The 21856-nt window shown below is 61.5% G+C and carries 18 protein-coding genes and 6 tRNA genes; 6 read left to right on the top strand and 18 right to left on the bottom strand.

From position 1 onward, the window contains the following. Positions 1-2: 2 nt before the first annotated feature. The 17 genes from PWJ82_RS05675 to PWJ82_RS05595 form a co-directional block, all read right to left on the bottom strand. On the bottom strand, positions 3-482 hold the full coding sequence (locus PWJ82_RS05675; protein WP_274735744.1) for a preprotein translocase subunit YajC: 480 nt from the start codon (positions 480-482) through the stop codon (positions 3-5). Between the two features lie 80 nt (positions 483-562). After that, positions 563-1582, bottom strand: coding sequence for a Holliday junction branch migration DNA helicase RuvB (gene ruvB / locus PWJ82_RS05670; protein WP_016442673.1), 1020 nt, complete (start codon positions 1580-1582; stop codon positions 563-565). Beyond that, positions 1579-2172: a Holliday junction branch migration protein RuvA gene (ruvA, locus tag PWJ82_RS05665; RefSeq protein WP_016442672.1), complete on the bottom strand. Its 594-nt coding sequence runs from the start codon at positions 2170-2172 to the stop codon at positions 1579-1581. The genes ruvB and ruvA overlap by 4 nt, the downstream gene beginning before the upstream one ends. Positions 2173-2194: 22 nt before the next feature. Then, positions 2195-2833 carry a crossover junction endodeoxyribonuclease RuvC gene (ruvC, locus tag PWJ82_RS05660; protein ID WP_274735741.1) on the bottom strand — a complete coding sequence of 213 codons (639 nt, stop codon included), beginning with the start codon at positions 2831-2833 and terminating at the stop codon, positions 2195-2197. Beyond that, on the bottom strand, positions 2833-3588 hold the full coding sequence (locus PWJ82_RS05655) for a YebC/PmpR family DNA-binding transcriptional regulator (protein WP_016442670.1): 756 nt from the start codon (positions 3586-3588) through the stop codon (positions 2833-2835). The genes ruvC and PWJ82_RS05655 overlap by 1 nt, the downstream gene beginning before the upstream one ends. A 106-nt stretch (positions 3589-3694) precedes the next feature. Continuing rightward, positions 3695-4201, bottom strand: a complete 507-nt coding sequence (locus PWJ82_RS05650; protein ID WP_274735738.1) for an NUDIX hydrolase — start codon at positions 4199-4201, stop codon at positions 3695-3697. 9 nt (positions 4202-4210) lie between these two features. Then, on the bottom strand, positions 4211-4804 hold the full coding sequence (locus tag PWJ82_RS05645; protein WP_016442668.1) for a hypothetical protein: 594 nt from the start codon (positions 4802-4804) through the stop codon (positions 4211-4213). Beyond that, a complete protein-coding gene (locus PWJ82_RS05640; protein WP_274735736.1) occupies positions 4801-5925 on the bottom strand; it encodes a glycosyltransferase family 4 protein in 1125 nt (374 codons plus the stop codon). The genes PWJ82_RS05645 and PWJ82_RS05640 overlap by 4 nt, the downstream gene beginning before the upstream one ends. Next, entirely contained in the window at positions 5922-6929 is a 1008-nt protein-coding gene (locus PWJ82_RS05635) for a phosphatidylinositol mannoside acyltransferase (protein WP_274735735.1), read from the bottom strand. The genes PWJ82_RS05640 and PWJ82_RS05635 overlap by 4 nt, the downstream gene beginning before the upstream one ends. Then, on the bottom strand, positions 6926-7591 hold the full coding sequence (gene pgsA / locus PWJ82_RS05630) for a phosphatidylinositol phosphate synthase (protein WP_274735734.1): 666 nt from the start codon (positions 7589-7591) through the stop codon (positions 6926-6928). Before pgsA ends, PWJ82_RS05635 begins: the two co-directional genes overlap by 4 nt. Next, a complete protein-coding gene (gene thrS, locus PWJ82_RS05625; protein ID WP_274735731.1) occupies positions 7591-9570 on the bottom strand; it encodes a threonine--tRNA ligase in 1980 nt (659 codons plus the stop codon). Before thrS ends, pgsA begins: the two co-directional genes overlap by 1 nt. Positions 9571-9832: 262 nt before the next feature. Continuing rightward, positions 9833-10279: a Dps family protein gene (locus PWJ82_RS05620; protein ID WP_016442663.1), complete on the bottom strand. Its 447-nt coding sequence runs from the start codon at positions 10277-10279 to the stop codon at positions 9833-9835. Between the two features lie 771 nt (positions 10280-11050). Then, positions 11051-11122, bottom strand: a tRNA-Val gene (locus PWJ82_RS05615). Between the two features lies 1 nt (position 11123). Continuing rightward, positions 11124-11196: transfer RNA gene (locus tag PWJ82_RS05610), tRNA-Gly, on the bottom strand. A gap of 71 nt (positions 11197-11267) precedes the next feature. Next, positions 11268-11342: transfer RNA gene (locus PWJ82_RS05605), tRNA-Val, on the bottom strand. Between the two features lie 4 nt (positions 11343-11346). Continuing rightward, a tRNA-Cys gene (locus PWJ82_RS05600) sits at positions 11347-11417 on the bottom strand. Between the two features lie 58 nt (positions 11418-11475). Further along, a tRNA-Gly gene (locus tag PWJ82_RS05595) sits at positions 11476-11548 on the bottom strand. 212 nt (positions 11549-11760) lie between these two features. Between PWJ82_RS05595 and PWJ82_RS05590 the strand changes: the two genes are divergently transcribed. The 4 genes from PWJ82_RS05590 to treZ all read left to right on the top strand — a co-directional run bounded on the left by PWJ82_RS05590 (position 11761) and on the right by treZ (position 18568). Further along, a tRNA-Val gene (locus tag PWJ82_RS05590) sits at positions 11761-11832 on the top strand. 52 nt (positions 11833-11884) lie between these two features. After that, positions 11885-14047, top strand: coding sequence for a glycogen debranching protein GlgX (gene glgX, locus PWJ82_RS05585; protein WP_016442661.1), 2163 nt, complete (start codon positions 11885-11887; stop codon positions 14045-14047). Between the two features lie 10 nt (positions 14048-14057). Then, entirely contained in the window at positions 14058-16721 is a 2664-nt protein-coding gene (gene treY, locus PWJ82_RS05580; protein ID WP_274735729.1) for a malto-oligosyltrehalose synthase, read from the top strand. After that, positions 16721-18568 (top strand): malto-oligosyltrehalose trehalohydrolase, encoded by a 1848-nt coding sequence (gene treZ, locus PWJ82_RS05575; protein ID WP_274735728.1) that lies wholly within the window; start codon positions 16721-16723, stop codon positions 18566-18568. Before treY ends, treZ begins: the two co-directional genes overlap by 1 nt. A 34-nt stretch (positions 18569-18602) precedes the next feature. Here the strand turns inward: treZ and PWJ82_RS05570 are convergent, their stop codons facing one another. Continuing rightward, positions 18603-19646 carry a lipid II:glycine glycyltransferase FemX gene (locus PWJ82_RS05570; protein ID WP_274735726.1) on the bottom strand — a complete coding sequence of 348 codons (1044 nt, stop codon included), beginning with the start codon at positions 19644-19646 and terminating at the stop codon, positions 18603-18605. A gap of 66 nt (positions 19647-19712) precedes the next feature. Here PWJ82_RS05570 and PWJ82_RS05565 point away from each other — a divergent pair, with 66 nt between their 5' ends. Both PWJ82_RS05565 and PWJ82_RS05560 read left to right on the top strand, forming a co-directional pair. Continuing rightward, positions 19713-20279: a DUF3000 domain-containing protein gene (locus PWJ82_RS05565; protein WP_274735724.1), complete on the top strand. Its 567-nt coding sequence runs from the start codon at positions 19713-19715 to the stop codon at positions 20277-20279. Positions 20280-20383: 104 nt separating this feature from the next. Continuing rightward, positions 20384-21601, top strand: a complete 1218-nt coding sequence (locus PWJ82_RS05560) for an HRDC domain-containing protein (RefSeq protein ID WP_274735723.1) — start codon at positions 20384-20386, stop codon at positions 21599-21601. The last annotated feature ends 255 nt before the right edge of the window (positions 21602-21856 follow it).

The following is a 21856-nucleotide window of genomic DNA, read 5'->3' as shown; positions in this document are numbered from 1 at the left end:
GTTTACTTCCAGGCCGAGCCCGACTCATCTTTCTTTTCACCAAAAGCCGAGTCCGTGCTCCGAGGAGTCACGTGACCGGTCACTTCCGGGGCCGCCGCACTAGCGGAAGCAGCAGTTCCCGCGGCACTATCCGCATCGCTCGCGCCGGCTCCGGATAGCTCCGAAGCGCTCAGGCGAGCGGCTTCCGCAGCATCTTCCGCCGCCGCTTCTTCTTCAGTGACCGGCGCGAAGGGAATGGAGGCCTGCTCCCGAATAGCCAGGCGCGACCACACAGTTTCATCCCCGGAGGGACTTTCGAGCGTCACCGCATCCCCGTCAATAGCAACAATGCGCCCGTAAAAACCCGCGGTGGTCATGACATCTGTGCCGACCACCAGAATGCTATTGCGGTGTTCTTCAGCACGTGCCCGGGCCTTCTTATTGGACTGGGACATGAACAGAACCATCCCCACCAGGATGGCGCCCATGATGACGAATTCCACGCGAAAGCTCCTTGGAAAAGACAATAATTACCGTGCCAGTTTACCGTGCATAACTGAAAACACCTGCGGCCGTGACGAAACTAATCTGTAGGCGGAGTTAAACCCAGATGTGTCCAGGCCCGCGGGGCCGCCATTCGCCCCCGCGGAGTGCGCACTAGATAGCCTTCGCGCACCAGGTAGGGTTCCACCACCGTCTCTACCGTTTCCGGTTCTTCTCCCACCGAAACTGCCAGGGTAGTCAGGCCCACCGGCCCACCGCCAAAGCGGGTACACACCGCGTCGAGTACCGCACGGTCAAGCCGATCCAACCCGGCTGGATCCACCTGGAAAAGGTCGAGGGCGGCCCGCGCGGCCCTCAGGTCCAGCTCCCCGGTGCCGCGCACCTGCGCCCAGTCCTGGACGCGGCGCAACAGCCGGTTGGCGATACGCGGGGTGCCGCGCGAACGCCCGGCGATTTCCTGAGCGGCATCCTCGGTAATGCTATGGCCGAGCTTAACGGCATTACGCCGCACAATACGGGCTAGGTCGCGCTGTTCGTAATATTCCAGGTGCGCCGTAAAGCCAAAGCGATCACGCAAGGGAGCGGGCAGCAAGCCGGCGCGCGTCGTCGCCCCTACCACCGTGAAGAAAGGCAGCGGCAACGGGATCGAGGTGGCGCCCGGTCCCTTCCCCACCATCACGTCCACCCGAAAATCTTCCATGGCCAGGTAGAGCATTTCTTCGGCATTGCGGGCCAGGCGGTGGATTTCATCGATGAAGAGGACGTCGTTTTCCTGCACGGAGGAAAGAATCGCAGCCAGGTCTCCCGAATGCTGGATCGCCGGACCGGAGGTCAGGCGCAGCGCCCCGCCCACTTCCGCCGCAATAATCATGGCGAGGGTGGTTTTCCCCAGACCCGGCGGCCCGGAAAGGAGCACGTGATCGGGAGTGCGCCCGCGCTGCACCGCCGCCTGGAGCACAAGAGAAAGTTGGTCACGCACGGTATCCTGGCCCACGAATTCGGAGAGCTGGCGCGGGCGCAGGGCCGCTTCGGCGGCACGCTCCGTTTCGTTGGCTTCCGGGGAGACCAGGCCGGCGTCGAAGGACATATCTTCGCTCATCGGCGGGCCCCTAGTATTTGGAGACTTGCGCGCAGCAGCTGGGCCACGGTGCCCTGCGGTACTTGCGCGCGCGCTTCTTCATAGGCGGCGACGGCGTCGCTTTCTTTCCACCCCAGTCCCACCAGACCGGCAACCACGGCATCGGGATCCGCCCCGGCGGTGGCCGTCTCACCCGCCGCCACCGGCGCCGGACCAAGCTTATTGCCCAGCTCCAAAATAATGCGCTGGGCGCTCTTCTTGCCAATACCGGGAACCCGGGTGAGAGCCGCTTCGTCCTTGGATTGCACGGCGGCGCGCAGAGCATTCGGGGTGTGGACAGAGAGAAGAGCGAGCGCAACTTTGGCGCCGATCCCGGACACCGTTTGCATAATGTCGTAAACGTCGCGCTCGTCCGCTTCGCTAAAACCGTAGAGGGAGGGAAGATCATCGCGGCTGGCAACCAGCGAGGTGTAGAGAAAAGCTTCCGCGCCTTCGCGAAGGCGCGCGAGAGTATCCGGCGTCGCAAAAACTTTGACGCCCCACCCGCCGACCTCCATCACCGCGAAAGTGGTGGTAACACGGCTCACAGTTCCGCGAATACTTGCAATCACTCAGGGCTCCTTCCTCATGACTCTAGCCGGTAGCGGAGCGGTGCGGGGAGACCGCGCCGGCGCGCCGACTCATGCGCTCAGCTCCCGCCCACATGCGCTGCGCGGCGGTTAAATCCGCTCCTTCGGCACGTGGGAGGGTACCGGCCCCACCGTGCTGACCGTTATCCACCGTGGCATCCAGGGCGTGGGCGCCCCCGCGCCAAGCGTGGGTGATGGCAATGGCGAGGGCGTCCGCGGCATCCTTGGGACGCGGGAGCTCGGCCAGATCTAAAATCCGCTGAACCATATTCTGCACCTGGAGTTTCCCGGCGCGCCCCGAACCGGTGACCGCTGCCTTCACTTCGGAGGGCGAATGCAAGCCGAGGGGAAGCTGGGCGCGGGCAGCAGCCAGCATAGCGATGCCGGCCACCTGCGCGGTTGAGGTCACCGAGCGCACATTTTCCTGCGCGAAAACGCGTTCCACCGCCACGACCTCGGGGGAAAATTCCGCGATCACCGCCTCGATTTCATCCGCGATGAGGAGAAGACGCCGATGCGGAGCCAGGTCCACCGGGGAGCGCGCCACGCGCATATCCACCAGACGCACCCGCCGCGTCACATCGGCGTCAATGGTTCCCAGCCCGCAGCGCGTCAGTCCCGGGTCAATCCCCAGAATGCGCACTACTCACCCTCGAGCTCAGCGAGGATCTCATCGGCGATATCCGCGTTGGTGTAGACCTCTTGAATATCATCGACATCGTCGAGCGCATCGGTGAGTTTGAGGAGCTTTTCCGCGCCGGCGCGATCCAGGGGAACATTGGTAGATGGAACAAAGCGTGATTCTGCGGAATTGTAGTCAATTCCGGCTTCCTGAAGCGCGGTGCGCACAGCTACCACATCGCTAGAAGCACAGTAAATGGTGAACGTTTCGCCGTCGTCCTCAATTTCTTCGGCGCCGGCGTCAAGAACCGCCATGAGAACGTCATCCTCGGAGTTCTCCCCTTTAACCGCTTCCACCACACCGCGACGGTTGAAGAGATAGGAAACCGAACCCGGATCCGCCAGGGTCCCCCCATTGCGCGTGAGTGCGGTACGCACATCCGAGGCGGCACGATTGCGGTTATCGGTCAGGCATTCGATGAGGATAGCCACCCCACCCGGGCCGTAACCTTCGTAAGTAATGGCTTCATACTGGATGGAATCATCAGTTTCACCCGAGCCACGCTTAACCGCGCGATCAATATTATCGGCCGGCACCGAGTTCTGCTTGGCTTTGCGGATCGCGTCAAAGAGCGTGGGATTGCCCGCGGGATCTCCACCACCGGTTGCCGCTGCCACTTCGATATTCTTGACCAGACGCGCGAAAAGCTTGCCGCGCTTGGCGTCATTAGCGGCTTTCTTATGCTTAGTGGTTGCCCACTTGGAGTGTCCTGACACGTGTCCTCCCGAGTAGATAAAAACTTCCGGAGCCATTGTACGCGGTTCGAGGCCCGGGAACTATTACCTGGGCCGCAGCGCGCCTAAGCTGTACCGTTCAGGGAGGTTAGTTCTCCCAAAGCTCGCGGCAAATCCCATCCCATCCGGCGTGCACCTGGGCCGCCAGCTCCGCGAGACCCGCCGGATACACCCGTTCCCTCGGGGAACCAGCGAGTTGCGCGCCGGCACGCCAGTCGATAACGTCGAGGAGTTCTTCTTCCGCCGCGGTCCAGGCCCGCCCGCTTCCGGTCACCGCCGCGCGGGCGCGCACCGCGTCCAGCCGCACCGCGAAAAATTCTTCGTCTTGGCTGAGGGTGGTACGGGCAAAACGAAAAGTTGCGTGCCGGCGCAGAACCGGCCCGATAAGTTCCGTTTCAGTTACGACGACGCCGGTCTCCTCCCGAAATTCCCGCACCGCCGCCTGCTGGGGGCTTTCCGTATCTTCCAGTCCCCCACCGGGCGTGAACCACCACCGGTGGGAAGGATCGTCCCGGTCATGGCCGCGGATGAGGAGGACGCGGCCGGCTTCATCCAGGGCGATAATGCGGGCAGCACGCCGGGGAGTGGTGGTCATCGGGAACTCTTACTCATCGTCAATATCGATGGTTTGTGGGACCGGGGCGTGCCCGGCGATGGGAAAAATGGAGAGAATCCGGGAATTGCGTACCCGGCGAGCCTGGTCCACATGCGAATTATGGAAGGAGCGTGTCATGCGCACATCGAGGCGGGCACGTTCGAGGCGCCGGTAAAATTCACGGGCGGCTGCATCGGTGATATCGTTCGGGTCCAGCTCATCCACGGTGAGTCGCAGGGCGCGGGAAAGCTCGGATTCCACCGCGCGCCGTTCGCGGGCTGCCACGGCCGGATCGGGAAGATCATCGCGCATATCACCGGGTAAGGCTTCCAATCCGTCCGCCACCACCGGAAGCATGGAGGCGGAGAGCACCCGCTGGGCACTATCGGTGAGGATAAGAGCCCCGGCCATATCCAATTCCCCGGACATAGCCATATCGTAGGCGGTGCGGGCGCGGGCGGCGAGCGCCTGTTCCACCGCGCGGCGCGATTTCAGGAGGGTGGTATGGAGGCGATCAAGGCGACGGGCCGCCACCACCGCGCTCAGACCGAGAAGGAGAAGCACCACGCCGGCGACGAGGGCAAGCCACCACCATATATTCACTGCTCTACCTCCATCTGGGCGGTGCGGACCGCAGTTTCATAGACGGCAAAAACTTGAGAGGCAACAGTGGACCAGTCGTAACGCTGGGCTTCGGCCTGGCCGGCCTGCGCCACCCGAGCCCGGCGTTGCGGATCACGCAAAGCCGCCACGGCCACCCGGGCCAGATCCTCCGGGTCTTCATTGGCGAAGTGGTCCCCGAAGGTTCCCCCGCCCAACACCGCGCGAAAAGCGGGAATATCCGAGGCGAGCACAAAACCACCCGCGCTCATTGCTTCGATAAGAATAATTCCGAAGGATTCACCCCCGGTATTGGGGGCTACGTAAAGGTCCACACTGGCGAGCATGGCGGCTTTATCGGGATCGCTGACGGGACCGAGGAACGTCACCCGTGCGGCCGCCTCCCCGAAGAGTTCCCGCGCTGCCCCCTCATCGCCTTTTCCGGCCACGAAGAAGCGCGCCTGCGGGTAGTCGCGCAGGATGAGCGGGGCGGCAGCGGCCAGCACCGGCAGACCCTTGCGAGGCTCATCCAGACGGCCGAGGAATCCGAAAGTGGGCGAGTCGGGCGTGCCGGTGAAGCGGGCATCACGCGGTACTTCGAAATCGGCGGTATATACGCCATTGGGAATAATAAAAGCGTCTCCACCTAAATACTGCACCGTGGTACGGCGTGCTTCTTGGGAAACCGCGATACGCGCCTGGATCTTTTCCAGGATGGGGCGCAGCACCGGAGAAAAGAGGTCGAAGGCCCGGGAACGGTCCATGGCGGTGTGGTGGGTGGAGACGACCGGGCATTCCGCACTCATGAGGGCAAGCATAGAAACGGAAGGAACGAAAGGTTCGTGCACGTGGAGCACATCGAAATTCCCTTCCCGCAGCCAGCGGCGTACCGCCCGATTGACTCGCGGACCGAAGGAGAGGCGCGCTACCGAACCGTTATAGGGAATCGCCACGGAGGCTCCCACCGGTACCACGTAATCGGGCAGCGCCTCGTTTTCTTCACTCGGGGCGATCACCGAAACACTGTGTCCGCGGGCGATGAGCTCCTCGGCTAGATCCCGGATGTGGAATCCCACTCCCCCGGGCACGTCCCACGAATAAGGGCAGGCAATCCCGATGTTCACGGCGTTCCTTCCTTCGCGTCGTACTCTGCTTGGCGGCACGCAAGTTCCCGGGCGGCTTTCTCACGGTTGGTGCGATAGCGTTCACCGTCCAAATCGGCGACAAAAACAGGCTGGAGCATATGCCAGTCCTCAGGGTGCTCAGCCAGCACGCCTTCAAAAGCTGTGATCCATTCCTGGGTGATTCGCTCGATTTCTGCGTGGCGTTCGCGCGGGGAAGCCGCGGCGTCCACTCGCGCGCGGATGGGTGCGCCGCTGCGCAACACCATCCGCCATCGGGTGGGCACTTCCCGGGTACGTTCCCTTTTCACGTAGTAGGAGAAAATAGGAACGACGGCGCAGCCGGTATCTATGGCAAGGATCGCCGGTCCGGCAGCGGCGAGCATACTCTCCCCAAAGAATTCCACTTCCACACCGGAGGCGGTGAGATCACGATCAGCCAGAACCGGGGCGAGAATGGGTGCCTGGCGGGTATCCTCCGCGAGACGGTGAATCGCCCCACCGCCTTTGACCACGGGATAGATAACCATCCCAATATTTTCACGCAGGCGCACGAAGCGCTCGAAAACCTCGGCGGGTTCTAATTTTTCTACCAGGGTGTGCACAGGTGCGAGGAAATAGCGCGACCACGCCCCGGCCATATCCCAATTGCCCATGTGCATGAGCGCCCCGATGAGGGCATGGCCGCGGGCAAATTCCGCGCGAGCGGAATCGAGACCGTCCTCGATGACCCGCGCCGCTAAGTCGTCGGCTTCCCAATTTCCCAGCCGCAGGGCTTCGTAATAGTAGCGCATATAGGAACGCATGGCGGCGCGATTGAGCCGGCGGGCATCCCTGCCGCGCACATCTGGGCGTATCCGCGCGAGGTTGCGGCGCAATTGCTGGGCTCCGCGCAGCGGCAGAGCTCCGGCGACCGTCCCGACCGCGGCAAAGAGACCGCGGCCCACCGGTTCGGGGAGCCGGGCCACCGCCCCGGTGGCACGGAAAAGAAGATTGCCGAGATTCACTGGCCGCTCCCCTGGCCGACCCGCTCACCAGCACCGTGCTCCGCGCGGGACTGCCGGTAGACCGTTACCATGCGCTGGGCCACCGTGATCCACCCGGCTACCGCGAGATAACCGAGAGCCACCAGCAGCACCCATGCACTGGCCCCGTAGCCGGTAATCAGCGCCCCGAGCAGCACGATAACCAGCCGGTCCGCGCGTTCACTGATCCCCACATTCGCGGTGAATCCCACTGCTTCGGCGCGGGCGCGCGCGTAGGAGGTGCACAGCGCGGCCGGGAGGGCCGCCAGGCAGGCCAGAGCCAGCCAGTCGGTGAGCCCGGCCGTCGCCCCGATGCTCCAACGCGTGATCCACAGGAGAATACCGCAGAATATCGCGGAATCTGCCAGGCGGTCCAGGGTGGAGTCCAGGAAGGCACCCCAGCGGGACGCGGTTCCGGTCAACCTCGCAATTTGGCCGTCAAGACTGTCGAAAATCACGGTGATACCGATAATCCAGGAGGCCCACACGGGGTGCCCGAGGGGATAGAGGATGAGCGCGCAGGCCACCACCGCCACGGTTCCGGTGATCGTCACCGCGTCGGCGCTGATCCCCGCGCGCACGCACAGGCGCGCAATGGGACCGAAAATTGCCTGGGCCAGAGGCCGCCCGCTCCGGGAGAGCATTAGAACTTCTCCGCTTCCGGCTCATTAGCGCGCCGTCGTACCACATCCACGATATGCGCGATCGCTTCGTCAATAGCAACCCCGTTATGCTGCTCGCCGTCGCGGAAACGGAAGGACACGGCACCGGCATCGACGTCGTCCCCACCGGCAATGAGGGTGAAGGGGATCTTCTCCTTCGCGGCGTTCCGAATCTTCTTGCCGAAGCGATCATCGGACGTATCAACTTCGGCGCGAATATGCTGTTCACGCAGGCGCCGGGCGATATCTTCGCAGTAGTCGTTGAAGGTTTCGGCCACCGGCACCAGGCGCACCTGCACGGGAGCGAGCCAGGCGGGAAAAGCCCCGGCGTAGTGCTCGACCAACACACCCAGGAAGCGTTCGATGGAACCGAAGAGGGCCCGGTGGATCATGACCGGGCGCTGGCGAGAGCCGTCCGGCGCGGTGTATTCCAGGCCGAAACGCTCCGGGAGGTTGAAGTCAAGCTGGATCGTGGACATCTGCCAGGTACGTCCGATGGCATCACGTGCCTGCACCGAAATCTTGGGGCCGTAGAAGGCCGCTCCTTCCGGATCGGGCACCAGCTCGAGACCGGAGGATAGCGCCACTTCTTCCAGGGTGCGGGTGGCTTCTTCCCAGAGGTCGTCATCCCCGATGAACTTCTTGGGGTCCTTCGTGGATAGCTCCAGGTAGAAATCGTTGAGACCGTAGTCCTTGAGGAGGGACAGCACAAAGGTGAGCAGTGAGGAGAGCTCCTCGCGCATCTGCTCGCGGGTGGTGTAAATATGGGCATCGTCCTGGGTGAAACCGCGGGCGCGGGTGAGACCGTGGATAACGCCGGACTTTTCGTAACGATACACCGTTCCGAATTCGAAGAGCCGCAGCGGGAGATCGCGGTAGGAACGCCCCCGCGCCTTATAAATAAGGGAGTGCATGGGGCAGTTCATCGGCTTGAGGTAGTAATCCTGATCCTCATCCACCCGCATGGCCGGGAACATACCATCCTTGTACCAGGACAGATGCCCGGAGGTCTGGAAGAGCTGGCCTTTGGTGATATGCGGAGTATTGACGAAATCGTAACCGGCTTCGATATGGCGCTGGCGAGAATAGTTTTCCATTTCCATGCGGATAATGCCGCCCTTGGGGTGGAAGACCGGGAGCCCGGAGCCAATTTCATCGGGGAAGGAGAAAAGATCTAATTCGGTTCCCAGCCGGCGGTGGTCCCGGCGTTGGGCTTCCGCAATACGGGTCTGGTAGGCATCCAGTTCTTCTTTACTCGGCCACGCGGTGCCGTAGATGCGCTGGAGATGATCGTTATTCTGATCCCCCTTCCAGTAGGCGGCCGAAGCGCGGGTGAGCGCAAAACCATTGCCGATAAACTTGGTGGAAGGCAGGTGGGGCCCGCGGCATAGATCGGTCCACACCACATCGCCGTGGCGATTGACATTGTCGTACATGGTGAGCCCGCCATGGCCCACTTCTACGCTGGCGCCATCCGCATCGTGACCCTTGGTGGTGATGAGCTCAAGTTTATAGGGCTGGGAGGCTTCTTCCTGGCGCGCCTCTTCTTCGGTGACTTCGCGCCGCACGAAACGCTGATTTTCCTTAACGATGCGCTTCATGCGCTTTTCGAGTTCTTTCAGCATCTCCGGAGTAACCGGGTCAATATTGCCGAAATCGTAGTAGAAGCCATCCTCAATAAAAGGACCGATACCCAGATTGGCATCCGGGTAGATCTGCTGGACAGCCTGGGCCAGCACGTGGGTGGCGGAATGGCGGAGAATATTGAGCCCGTCCGGGGAATCAATGCGCACCGGTTCCACTTCGGCGCCGTCCAGCGTGGTCAAATCCGTGGCCAAATCCTTGAGTTCCCCGTTGACTTTCAGGGCGATAATCGCGCGATCCGCGGCGAAATAGGCGGTTCCCGGGCACGGTTCGTCAAGGGTGACGAGGGTGCCGTCCACGGATAGACGTGCGGGCATAGTTTTCTCCTTAGTTCTATTTTTCACGGCATCCAGACCGGGGATGCCCGCCCACCAGGATACCTGTTTCACTCCGGCCACGCCCGCGGGGCATCACCACCGGGGCCCGGAAGGGGATACAGCTCACGCATACCGCGGGTAGAGTGCTGGGACGCTCACGCACCCGTTATAAACACAACGGAGGGGACACACCCCACATATCAGTGGGATGGTCCCCTTCGCTCAGAGTCACAAATGTGAGCGTCAGTATGACGCAGGTGACTTAGTTTTCGACCGCGGAGGCCTTCATGAACCAGCCCTGCAGCTCCAGGTTGCGAGCGACCCCGATGAGTAGGTCACCGCTGAGCGGATCGGCTTCGTCCACCTTGGACAGGTCATTCTGAATACGCCGGGACGCTCCGTAGAGCTTTTCTGCCATCACGGTATAAACATCGTCCACATTGAAGGGACCGGTACCCGCATCATCGAGACCGCTTTCCTTGGCCACGGTCACGGCCCGGCCATCCGGGAAACCACCGATGGTTGCGATACGTTCGGCAACCTCATCAAGGTCAGTGCGGGTGACGGATACGACTTCATCAAGAGCAAGGTGCAGAGCACGGAAACGCGCACCCTGAATATTCCAGTGGTACTGCTTAGCCTGCAGGGAGAGGTCAATAAGATCGGTCAGCGTGCGCTGAAGAGCATCGATAACAACTTTTTCGGCCATTGATCCATCCTTTCGTTTACGTATATAGGTCTACCCGCTCTATAGCGGAAAATATAGTCAGGAAGACCTAACACACCGCCGCGCGCGGCACTTTTTTCACCCGCTTTTTCCGCACGACGACGCCATTTTCCCGCGTGGTTGCGCGCTTTTACGCTCATGGCATGATTGCTTCCAGCTTGAGGCGGCCACCCGGGACTTTGGTCATTTACTTCCCTGTCTATTCTGTTACCCGGCTCTGTAGCGATCACCCGCTCGACATGGACAAGCGTGGATGATATGAGCGGTGGCACCAATAAAAAGCAACCTGACGACAACGGGCCCCACATGATGCAACTCCACGACATCAAAACAATTTCTTAACGTAGTTGCCGTTGCGCTTTGATTTCGGGTGGATCCCGCGGCTTCCCTCGAGAACCTCATGGGCCTCACAAGCTTCAATAGTCACACCGGCATCTGCAGGGGTGGTATGTGTTTTCAGAGCTGTACTGCGTTTGTCGTACATGCGAAGTACATCCCGGAAAAACATACCTTCCTCGCCGGCGCGGTACTCCAGATCTGCGGGGCAACCGAGCGGTCCGGCGAGGCAGAGTGTAAGTTCGGGACATCACCCCTCACAGAGTGTGCGTAAGGGACACGAAACCGCCCTGAAACGGCGCTCTCCCGCACGCTTTGTTTCCAGGACACAGTTCACGGCAGTTCCGGGCAGGATCCAAGAACGGTACGCCGTCATTAGCAACCATTTTGTCTAGATAACCCGGTGAATAAATATAGTGGGCGATACTGGGATCGAACCAGTGACCTCTTCCGTGTCAGGGAAGCGCGCTCCCGCTGCGCCAATCGCCCGAGCGGATGACGGGGCTCGAACCCGCGACCTCAACCTTGGCAAGGTTGCGCTCTACCAACTGAGCTACATCCGCACTGTTTCACAGCGAGCCACTAGCTTACCCAACCGTGAGAGCCGGGTCAAAATGGCGCTGCAAGGAAATAGTGGTGGGCGATACTGGGATCGAACCAGTGACCTCTTCCGTGTCAGGGAAGCGCGCTCCCGCTGCGCCAATCGCCCCGCGAGGTGGGTACGGGATTCGAACCCGTGTACACGGCTTTGCAGGCCGTTGCCTCGCCTCTCGGCCAACCCACCGTCTGGATACGTGAGAGGAGTATGGGCACGTGTGCCGCTTTGCCTTTCTTCACATCCGAGCGGATGACGGGGCTCGAACCCGCGACCTCAACCTTGGCAAGGTTGCGCTCTACCAACTGAGCTACATCCGCATGCCCATCAACAATCACTAACCAAACCTGCCGGCCAGGCTATACCGTGGCGGGAACCGCCGCGGCGACGTCGATGACATCGAAAAACTATAGCGACATTCCGCGCACCCGGTCAAACCGGGACAGTGAGGTGCACACCACGTTAGTTAAATTTGAGTTTCTCCGCCCACCCCCTATAAGCTTGCGTGATGCACGGGCCGTTACGGTCGCCCGGGCGATTAGCTCAGTGGTAGAGCGCTTCGTTCACACCGAAGAGGTCACTGGTTCGAACCCAGTATCGCCCACCGTTTCGCTAGATTTTCAGTAGATTCCCACTTTCATATGAGATACTCAGGTATGAGAATTTGGCCTGGACACCCGTATCCGCTGGGCGCTACTTTCGACGGCACCGGCACGAATTTCGCGATCTACTCCTCCGTGGCTGAGAAAATCGAACTCTGCCTACTTGACGATAACAACAAGGAAACCCGCGTGGAACTGCGGGAAGTTGATGCCAATGTCTGGCATTGTTACCTCACCTCGATTCGGCCCGGGCAGCGTTACGGATACCGCGTGCACGGCCCCTACGATCCGGCCCAGGGCCTGCGTTGCGATCCTTCCAAGTTCCTCCTGGATCCCTACGCCAAAGCTATCGAAGGCAATATCACCAATGCTCAGGAAGTCTTTTCCTACGACTTCAACGACCCTTCGCAACCGTGCACCTTGGATTCGCTAGGCCACGTGCCGGTCTCCGTGGTCATCAGTCCCTATTTCGATTGGGGTTATGACCGCCCGCCCAAGCACGAATATAACGAGACCATTATTTATGAAACGCACGTGAAGGGCTTCACCCAGCGCCACCCGGACGTTCCCGAAGAATTACGCGGTACCTACCAGGGCCTCACTCACCCACCCGTTCTTGATTACTTCACTTCCCTGGGGGTGACAGCTATTGAGCTTATGCCGGTGCACCAATTTATCAATGACACCTCGCTCCAGGATCGAGGGCTGAGCAATTACTGGGGTTATAACACCATCGGCTTCTTTGCGCCCCATGATGGCTACGCCACCCGCTCGCGCGGGGAGCAGGTCGATGAGTTTAAGGCCATGGTCAAAGCTTTTCACGAAGCCGATATTGAGGTCATCCTTGACGTGGTCTACAACCACACCGCGGAAGGGAACCACATGGGCCCCACCCTATCTTTCAAAGGTATCGATAACCGGTCCTACTACCGCCTAGTTCCCGATGACCCACGGCACTATTTCGATACCACCGGGACCGGGAACTCCCTGAATATGACCTCCCCGCACACCCTCCAACTGATTATGGATTCACTGCGGTACTGGGTGACGGAGATGCACGTGGATGGTTTCCGTTTCGATTTAGCCTCCACTCTGGCCCGGGAACTTCACGCAGTGGATAAGCTCTCCTCCTTCTTTGACATCATCCAGCAGGATCCCATCATTTCCCAGGTCAAACTCATTGCCGAACCCTGGGATGTGGGCGAAGGTGGCTACCAGGTGGGTGGATTCCCCCCGCTGTGGACAGAATGGAACGGCAAATACCGTGATACCGTGCGTGATTTCTGGCGCGGGGAACCCGCTGCCCTTCCGGAATTCGCCTCGCGCCTGACGGGCAGCGCGGACCTGTATGAATCCTCCGGGCGTCGCCCCTTCGCCTCCATTAATTTCGTGACCGCGCACGATGGTTTCACCATGCGCGATCTAGTTTCCTATAACGAGAAACACAATGAAGCCAACGGTGAGAACAACGCGGATGGAGAATCTAATAATCGCTCCTGGAATTGCGGGGAAGAAGGCCCCACGGACAATCCCGATATTCTCGATCTGCGCGAACGCCAAATTCGTAATTTCATCTCCACCCTGCTACTTTCTCAAGGCGTGCCAATGATTTCCCACGGTGATGAAATTGGGCGCACCCAGGGCGGTAATAACAACACCTACTGCCAGGACAATGAGATCGCCTGGATGGATTGGGATCTCGATGACCGCCAGATGGATATTTTGCAATTCACGCGGGCAGCGATTGCTTTCCGCAAGAACCACCCGGTCTTCCGGCGCCGGCGTTTCGTTTCCGGTTTCAATCCTGTATGCGAAGGTTGCCTGCCGGAAATCGAATGGTTCCGCCCCGATTCCAGCCAGATGGAAGATTCCGATTGGGATTCCGGTTTCGCGCGTGCCCTGATGGTTTTCCTCAACGGCGCTGGCATCCGCGAACCTGATGAGCGCGGCAACCCAATTATTGATGATGATGTCCTCCTCATGTTCAATGCGGGCGACGACGAAGTTGAGTTCGCTATCCCCGGCGGCGAATACGCCCGCGAATGGACAGAGGTGGTTAATACCGCGGCGGAGGTGAATCCCCAGCTGATTTTCGCTTCCGGGGATACCACCAGTCTGATCGGGCGTTCGATGCGCGTTTTCGTGCATGAGCCCTCCGAGGAAGATATCGATGATGCCCTGGCCGGTGCTCAGAAAACTACGCCGACCGTGCGCTAAGCTCGAAAGTATGACCGCAATCACTGATACCTCCAGTATTCCAGCTCTACGTTCCCACGTACCCGGCGCCGGGCAGCGCCAACCCGTGTCCACGTATCGACTGCAACTCGGTCCCCATTTCACCTTCGCGGATGCCACCGCCCTGCTCCCCTACCTCGTGCAGCTCGGGATTACCGATGTGTACTGCTCCCCCATCCTCCAGGCAGCCCCGGGATCCACGCACGGCTATGACGTAGTTGATCACACCCGGATTTCCGAGCCAATGGGTGGGCGGGACGGTTTTGAGGCTTTTGCGAATGCGGCGCACGCTGCTGGCCTCGGCATCATCGTTGATGTGGTTCCCAACCATATGGCGATGCCCACCCCGCTCTACCTCAATCGGGCCATGTGGTCCCTGCTGCGCGATGGGCCCGAGTCGCCCTACGCTTCCTGGTTCGATATTGACGTGGAGTCCAGCGACGATGGGATCCTCATCCCGGTGCTGGGCGAACGGGTGGGTACGGCACTCGCCCGGGAGGCAATTGCGCTCGATCACGTCGTCGTACCAGGTTATGAGGACGACGGCGAAGTTCCGGTACTGCGCTACTATGACCACGTTTTCCCGGTCCGGAAAGGCACCGAATTTCTACCGCTGGCAGAACTGCTGCAACGCCAGTACTATCGGCTCGCCTATTGGCGAGTAGCTGAAGAAGAACTCAATTACCGCCGATTTTTTGATGTGGATACCCTCGCGGGGATTCGGGTAGAGGATCCTGAGGTATTTCACGCCTCCCACGCGCTGCTGCTGGAGCTCTTCCACGCCGGTTTTATTGATGCATTCCGTATCGATCATCCCGATGGGCTCGCCGATCCGCGCCAGTATATGGAGCGCCTGTACGAGGCAACCGGCGGGGCGTGGATCGTGGCGGAGAAAATCCTGGAGGGCAGCGAAAAGTTGCCTTCGGATTGGAAGTGCGCGGGGTGTACCGGGTATGAGGCTTCGTGGCGTATCGGGGCGCTACTGACCGACCCTGAGGGGGTGCGTGCCCTCACCGCGAATTTCGTGCACCTATCCCATACCACCCAGCCGTATCCGGTTCTGGAGCGCGAGGCGAAAAGCCAGATTATGCATTCCTCCCTCCAGGCGGAAGTGGAGCGGATGGCGCGGCTCATGGCGGAAGTATGCCGCGATGATCTGCGCTTGCGGGACCATTCCCAGCGCTCTTTGTATGATGCGGTGTCCGCGCTCGTCATCTCCATGGATAGGTATCGGGCCTACGTGGTTCCCGGGGAGAAAGCGCATGCCAGCGCTGAAACTGCGCTGCTCGAGGCCGCCGAACGGGCCCGGGGCCTGCTCTCCGAAGATCGGTGCGAAACCCTGGACGTTGTTGTTGATATTTTGCTCGGGCGGGAAATCGGTTCGGCAACGAAACGCCATGACGCTTCCCGTAATGAAGCGATTATCCGATTCCAGCAGGTATGCGGCGCGGTCATGGCCAAAGGTGTGGAAGACACCGCTTTTTATCGGTATACCGCGCTCACTTCGGCAACGGAGGTGGGATCCGATCCGTTGCGTGCATCGCTCACCCCCGATGAACTCCACACCTGGACCCGGCAGATGATGGCCGATTGGCCCGTGATGATGACCACGCTCACCACCCATGATACGAAACGCGGGGAAGATACTCGCGCCGCTATTGCCACCTTGGCCGATTACCCCACCGAATGGCTGGAACTCCTGGAACGGCTGCGCGAACGGCACGCTGCCTCCCGCCCCGCGGAACTCGATGGCCAGATCGAGAACCTCATGTGGCAAACAATTATGGGAACCTGGACGGATAACGGGCCTATCGAAGCTGATCGCCTCATTGATTACCTACGCAAGGCCGCCCGCGAACAAAAATCGTGGACCACGTGGACCGAACCGGATGAAGCACTGGAAACCGGGCTTTTTGCCTATGCGCGCTCGGTTATTTCCACCCCGGAATCGGTGGTGGAGCTCACGGCTTGGTGGGAACATACCCGCCCGGCACGCCGCGCGCGTATCCTCGCCGCGAAGGTTCTGGCCCTCACGCTGATCGGGGTGCCCGATACCTACCAGGGAGAGGAAATCACCCGCAATCTGCTGGTGGATCCCGATAACCGCCGCCCGGTGAATTACCGGCGGCTTGCCAGCATGCTCGAGCAGCTGGATAGCGCGGGTGCGCTCCCCGCGCAGGCAAGCGTGGATGAAGAGAAAATGTGGGTGACCTCGCGCCTCCTGCGCCTGCGCCGGGACCGCCCGGATACTTTTGTTTCGCTGCGTTCGGGCTACGAGCCGCTGGCTGCCACCACCGGAAATATTTTTGCTTTTACCCGCACCCTGGATGGGGAGCCGGATGTGATCGTGGTGGTCTCGCGCCTCGCGCACCGCCAGGAGGTGGCCGGCGGCTGGGGCGATGCGCATATCGTGCTCCCGCCCGGGCGGTGGCGCAGCGTTCTGGAGGAAGGTGAGATTGAAGGGCCCCAGCTCCTTGTTCGCGATGCCTGCGCGAATCTGCCGGTGGCAGTGTACGTTCGTGCTGATGCCTGCGGATCCGACGGCGCGAATGCGGCAGGCCGCGCTCAAGCGAGCACTGAATCACCTACTGGAGCGAAGGCCGGAGGGAACGCCGGGGGCAACGCAGGGTGCGACGCAGGAGGGAGCACCGAGTAATGGAACCGCTGAGCGTGTGGGCACCGGGGCGCACGAGAGTCGAGGCCCTGGTAGACGGGGAGCGCCTCCCCTTCCGTCCGGTCACCGCCGCGGATATTGCGGCAGCTCGCTCTGGGCGCGACGGCGCTGCTCTAGCTAGCGGACCGGGATGGTGGATCCTCGATACTCCCCTCCCGGCCGGAACCCGCTACCGCATCAGTCTGGACGGAGGAATGGGGCTGCCTGATCCGCGCACCCGGCGCCAACCCGAAGGGGTCATGGGCCCCTCCGAAATTGTTGATCTCGACGCTTTCGAATTTTCGCCTTTCCCCGGTATTGATCCGCTCGGCAAAGTGTTTTACGAACTGCATATCGGCACCTTCACCCCGGAAGGCACGTTCGATGCTGCGGCGCAGAAATTCGGGTATCTGCGCGACCTCGGAGTGGATATCGTCGAGGTCATGCCGATTTGCCCGGTACCCGGCACCCGCAATTGGGGCTACGACGGCGTGGATATCTATGCGGTCACCGAAAACTATGGCGGCCCGGCGGGTTTCGCACGTTTCGTCGAGGCCGCGCACCGCACCGGACTGGCGGTGTGCCTGGACGTGGTCTACAACCATTTCGGACCGGACGGGAATTTTCTGGCGGAGTTCGGCCCCTACACCACGGATCGCTATGCTTCCACCTGGGGCCCGGGGGTAAACGTGGACGGCCCGGATTCCGGCCCGGTGCGGCGTTATTTTATCGACAATATGCTCCAGTGGGCCCGTGACTACCACGTGGATATTTTTAGGCTTGACGCCGTCCACGCGATCTGGGACAGTTCCGATCACCACATCCTCGCGGAATTATCCGACGCCGCCGCGGCTTTCGCCGCGGAGAGCGGGCGGCGTATCGCACTCGTGGCGGAATCGGACCTCAATGATGTGGCGATGCTGCGCCCCACCCGTGCGGGTGGCTACGGTATGGATATGCAATGGGCTGATGATATTCACCATGCCCTGCACACCTATACAACCGGGGAGAATTTCGCCTATTACGGAGATTTTGCGTTACCCGGAGCCCTGGAGAAGGCCATGCGGCACGTTTTCGTGCACGACGGTAATTTCTCTACGTTCCGGAAGCGGAACTGGGGTTCTCCGGTGCCCGATACGCTTGATTCGCGCCGTTTCCTCGTCTATACCGAAAATCACGACCAGGTGGGTAACCGCGCACTGGGAGACCGCCGCTCCCATACTCTGAGCGCGGAACGCGCCCTCGTTGCCGACGCGCTCATGCTGCTCTCCCCCTTCACACCCCTCCTTTTTATGGGCCAGGAGTGGAGTGCTTCCGCGCCTTTCCAGTTCTTCACCGATCACACTCCGGAGCTGGGAGAACGTGTGGACGCGGGGCGGATTGCGGAATTTCGCGACTGGGATTGGGGTGAACACGCCGGTAAAATTCCCCCGCCCCAAGCGCTTTCCACTTTCACCCGGTCGCACCTGAACTGGGCAGAATTAGAAGAACCTTCCCACGCTCGTTATCTCGAAGTGACCCGGAAGCTAGTGCGGCTGCGGCGTGAGCACCCAGATTTCGCTTCCCCGCACCGGGAGGATTCGGAGATCGTGCGCCTGGGCGAAGCGGGATATTACCGGCGTGGAGCCAGCTTCGTGGTTTTCCATGTAGGGGCAGCGACCTCCCCGCTCCCCGGCGAAACACCGACCCGCACACCGGCCACGGAAACCGCGCTTCCTACCCGGGTGCAGCTACCACCCGAGGCAGGGCAGCTGCATATGCTCCTCACCTGGGGCAGCGTTACCGTGGCCGAATCCTACGTTGATTTTTCCGGTCCTGGCTTCGCGGTTCTCAGCCCCCACAATACCTAGTCCCGAAACGCGACTCGCGCTAAGGAAGCTTTGCCTACCTGCTGCGCCCCAGACGTTCGCGCGCGGCACGCACCGTGCGCGCGACGGCGCGCTTCGCGTGCAGGGCTAACTTGAGTGCCCGGTAGTAGCGCGGGCGCAGCGGAACATCCCAGGCCCCGGCCACCTCGGTGAAATCCGGGGCAAACTTTTGTTTGTATCCGGTCACGCCTTCCAGTTGCGGGGCGCGCTCCGAATGCACCCCCATAAGATCATAAGATTTCCGCCCGGTTTCCCGCAGCCACGTCATCGTATGCATATCCATGAACATAGAAGCGTGGCGCTGGCGGGCCTCCGCGTTGGTCGCCCCGTAATAGGCCTCCCCAAGATCATCGGTGGCGAGCACAATCTGCCAAGCTAGTGCCCGGCCCTCCGCGCGCGCCACGAATAACCGGGCGTGATCCGGGCCCAGAGATTCCAGCATCGTCACGTACTGGCTCATCGGTGCCGCCCCGAAATCATCACGGGTAGCCGTTTCGGTGAGGATGGCGTACAGCTCCGGGAATACTTCCCGGGCCCGCTCCGTTTCGTCACAAAATTCCAGGCCTTCTGCCTCGGCTTTACGTGCCTGACGACGCCCCGACTTGGAGAAATTCGCCCGGATCTCCGCATCCGGGCGTGCGACGTCGACCACCACGGTGCGATCATAGGTAACCGTCTGCAGTAATTCGTGCAGATCCGGAGCCCGGTGCCAGGCGTGAATCCTCATAAAAGCGAGACCGCGGTCCGCACGCCGCACCAGCTGCGCCAGCGCGGTTCGAAACTCCAGTTCTTCGCCGGCCGTGGGCCGTTCCCCCAACCAGACCGGGCCCTTTTTCGCCCACAGGTAAGTAAAACCGCGCCCTTCCATCCGGGTGAGAGAAATAAGAGCACGCGGCGCACCTGCGCTATCACGCCACAGGAAACGCCCGAAAGGTGCGTGGCCGGGCAGAGCATCCTCGTAGCGGTCCCAGGCGGGTAGCTGCTCAAGGGGCAAGCCGTGGCCGGCAGCCAGGTCCAGGTAGGTGGTGTCATCGATCCGCGACAGCGAGAGTGTAGACATGCCGCCATCCTACCCGCGCGGCGCGCCTGGCTAAAACCCGTGCACCGGCGCATTACGGTAACTAGCGTGTCTCAGATTCATGCACCCGAGGACTTTCTCACCGCGCTTGATAGCCTGCGCGGGCACGAGTTTCGTCCCGAGCTGCACATCGTGCAGATACCGCCGCCCAAGCGTATAGCCCCGTGGGCCGTTGCGCTTCAAGCTGAGATTAACGATTCGACAGCGATGGAACCGGATAACTACCGCGGCGGAGCCCGCTTCGTGGTGCTTCATGACCCGGCCGGCCAGGAGGCCTGGCACGGAACTTTCCGGATCGTATGCCATATGGGGGCGCCGATGGATGCGGCCATGGCCGGCGATCCGCTGCTCGGCGAAGTAGCCTGGGCGTGGCTTGCCGATACTTTGGATGCGCACGGAGCTGACTACCACCACCTGGTGGGCACCGTGACTCGCATGTACAACGAAACCTTCGGCGGGCTGGAGCTCTCCTCCTCCTTGACCGAAGTGGAATTACGGGCCTCCTGGACGCCAAACAGCCCCGATCTTTATCACCACGTGCGCGCCTGGGCAGATTTTATTGCGCTGGCCTGCGGCCTAGCTCCGGAAGGAACGACGGCGCTGCCAGCTCGCTAGGTGCGATCCCGCTAGGAGGTGGCACTCCTGCGCGTGGCCACCCCGCGCCTGCGCAGGCCCGCTAGTATTAACCGCGGCCCCTAGTCTGATGCAGTTGTGAGGTTATGACGTCTTCTTCTATTCGCTGGAGCGAAGATCCCACCCTGGTCCATGTGGATACCCCGCGCGAAGGTATCCCGCCGCTCACCACCGGTCCCGCCTATCGCCCCGCACTCGCACGGTTGCGGCGCGGCAGCGGCCCCGTGGCGGTGGATGTGGAGCGTGCCATGGGAATCCGTTATTCGGCCCGGGCCTACCTAATTCAACTGCGCCGCGAGGGCTCGGGAACACTGCTATGCGATCCGGTAGGGAATGAGGAGTACTACCCCGAGCTGGCCGCGATTCTTGGCGATGCCGTGTGGATTTTGCACGCTGCCGATCAGGATTTGCCCTCCCTGGGAGACCTGGGTTTACGCCCGGGACCGGGCAAACTTTTTGATACCGAAGTAGCCGCGTTGCTCTTGGGTGATGAACGTATTTCCCTCCAGGCCCAGCTCGCGGAAAATTTAGGGCTGCTCCTCGCCAAAGAACATTCGCAAGCGGATTGGTCAGAGCGCCCGCTCGCCGATGAGCTGCGTTCTTATGCCGCGCTTGACGTGGAATTGCTCGCTCCCCTGCGCCACGTGCAGCTCGAGCGCCTGGAGCGGGCCGGGCGCCTGGAGTGGGCGGCCCAAGAATTTGAAGAGATCCGCACCCGGCCTCCTAAAGCCGCTCCCGCAGAACCGTGGCGGCGCGCCACCCATCGCCAAGATTTTTCTTCCCGGCGTGATCTCGCCCTGGTGCGGGCCTTGTGGCAGGCACGGGATCGTATCGCGCAAACCACCGATACCGCCCCGGATCTGGTACTTTCCCGCGCCGATATCGCGGCCCTCGCGCGGCGCCGCCCGCGCTCCCTGGCCGATGTGCGTACCGCGCGGCCGCTGCGCAGCGGGGGCAAACAGTATTTGGCGCCGGCGCTGTGGCAGGCGGTGGCCCAGGCCTGGGCACTGCCGAGCTCTGAACTTCCCGAACCCGCCCCGGCCCGCCCCTCCCGGCGCGCCGAACGTGGAATCCCGCATCTACTTGACCACGTGCGCAGCGCGGTTCAGGAACGCGCAGCGGAGCTGGGAATCCGCCACGATGTACTTCTCAAACCGGCCGTGCAGCGTGAGCTGGCGCGCCTTTTGCGCCGCAGGGTGGCGCGCACCGGCCCCGCCATTGGTGATGCGATGGCCGAGCTGGGGGCGCGCCCCTGGCAGGTGGAAAATACCGCGGCCTGGATTGCCGCAGCGGTGCGCTCTTAGCGCAGCGCTGTCACCACTTCGAAGTGGTGGGTATTGGGGAAGAGGTCGACGGCGCGCATGGATTCCACGCTTCGCCCGGACTCCACCATCGCGGCCACATCACGGGCCAACGCTGCCGGATCGCAGGAAACCAGAACTATCCGGCGGGCTCGGCTCGCTGGGGGGGGGGGGGGGGGGGGGGGGGGCCGGGCGCGCCGGGGCCGCTCCGGCGCGGCCGGTCGTCGGGGGGCGGGTGTTGACCAGACTAAATTAGCG

This window comes from Actinotignum schaalii (assembly GCF_028864145.1).
GTDB lineage: Bacteria > Actinomycetota > Actinomycetes > Actinomycetales > Actinomycetaceae > Actinotignum > Actinotignum schaalii_B.
Note: the sequence above shows the minus strand (reverse complement) of the source record. Positions and strands in the feature narration are given on the sequence as shown.

What these genes read in the sequence shown, in the direction of transcription:
- PWJ82_RS05620 (WP_016442663.1), bottom strand. Translation starts at nt 10,279, where the DNA reads ATGGCCGAAAAAGTTGTTATCGATGCTCTTCAGCGCACGCTGACCGAT.
- PWJ82_RS05560 (WP_274735723.1), top strand. Translation starts at nt 20,384, where the DNA reads ATGACGTCTTCTTCTATTCGCTGGAGCGAAGATCCCACCCTGGTCCAT.
- pgsA (WP_274735734.1), bottom strand. Translation starts at nt 7,591, where the DNA reads ATGCTCTCCCGGAGCGGGCGGCCTCTGGCCCAGGCAATTTTCGGTCCC.
- glgX (WP_016442661.1), top strand. Translation starts at nt 11,885, where the DNA reads ATGAGAATTTGGCCTGGACACCCGTATCCGCTGGGCGCTACTTTCGAC.
- ruvB (WP_016442673.1), bottom strand. Translation starts at nt 1,582, where the DNA reads ATGAGCGAAGATATGTCCTTCGACGCCGGCCTGGTCTCCCCGGAAGCC.
- treZ (WP_274735728.1), top strand. Translation starts at nt 16,721, where the DNA reads ATGGAACCGCTGAGCGTGTGGGCACCGGGGCGCACGAGAGTCGAGGCC.
- PWJ82_RS05650 (WP_274735738.1), bottom strand. Translation starts at nt 4,201, where the DNA reads ATGACCACCACTCCCCGGCGTGCTGCCCGCATTATCGCCCTGGATGAA.
- thrS (WP_274735731.1), bottom strand. Translation starts at nt 9,570, where the DNA reads ATGCCCGCACGTCTATCCGTGGACGGCACCCTCGTCACCCTTGACGAA.
- PWJ82_RS05570 (WP_274735726.1), bottom strand. Translation starts at nt 19,646, where the DNA reads ATGTCTACACTCTCGCTGTCGCGGATCGATGACACCACCTACCTGGAC.
- treY (WP_274735729.1), top strand. Translation starts at nt 14,058, where the DNA reads ATGACCGCAATCACTGATACCTCCAGTATTCCAGCTCTACGTTCCCAC.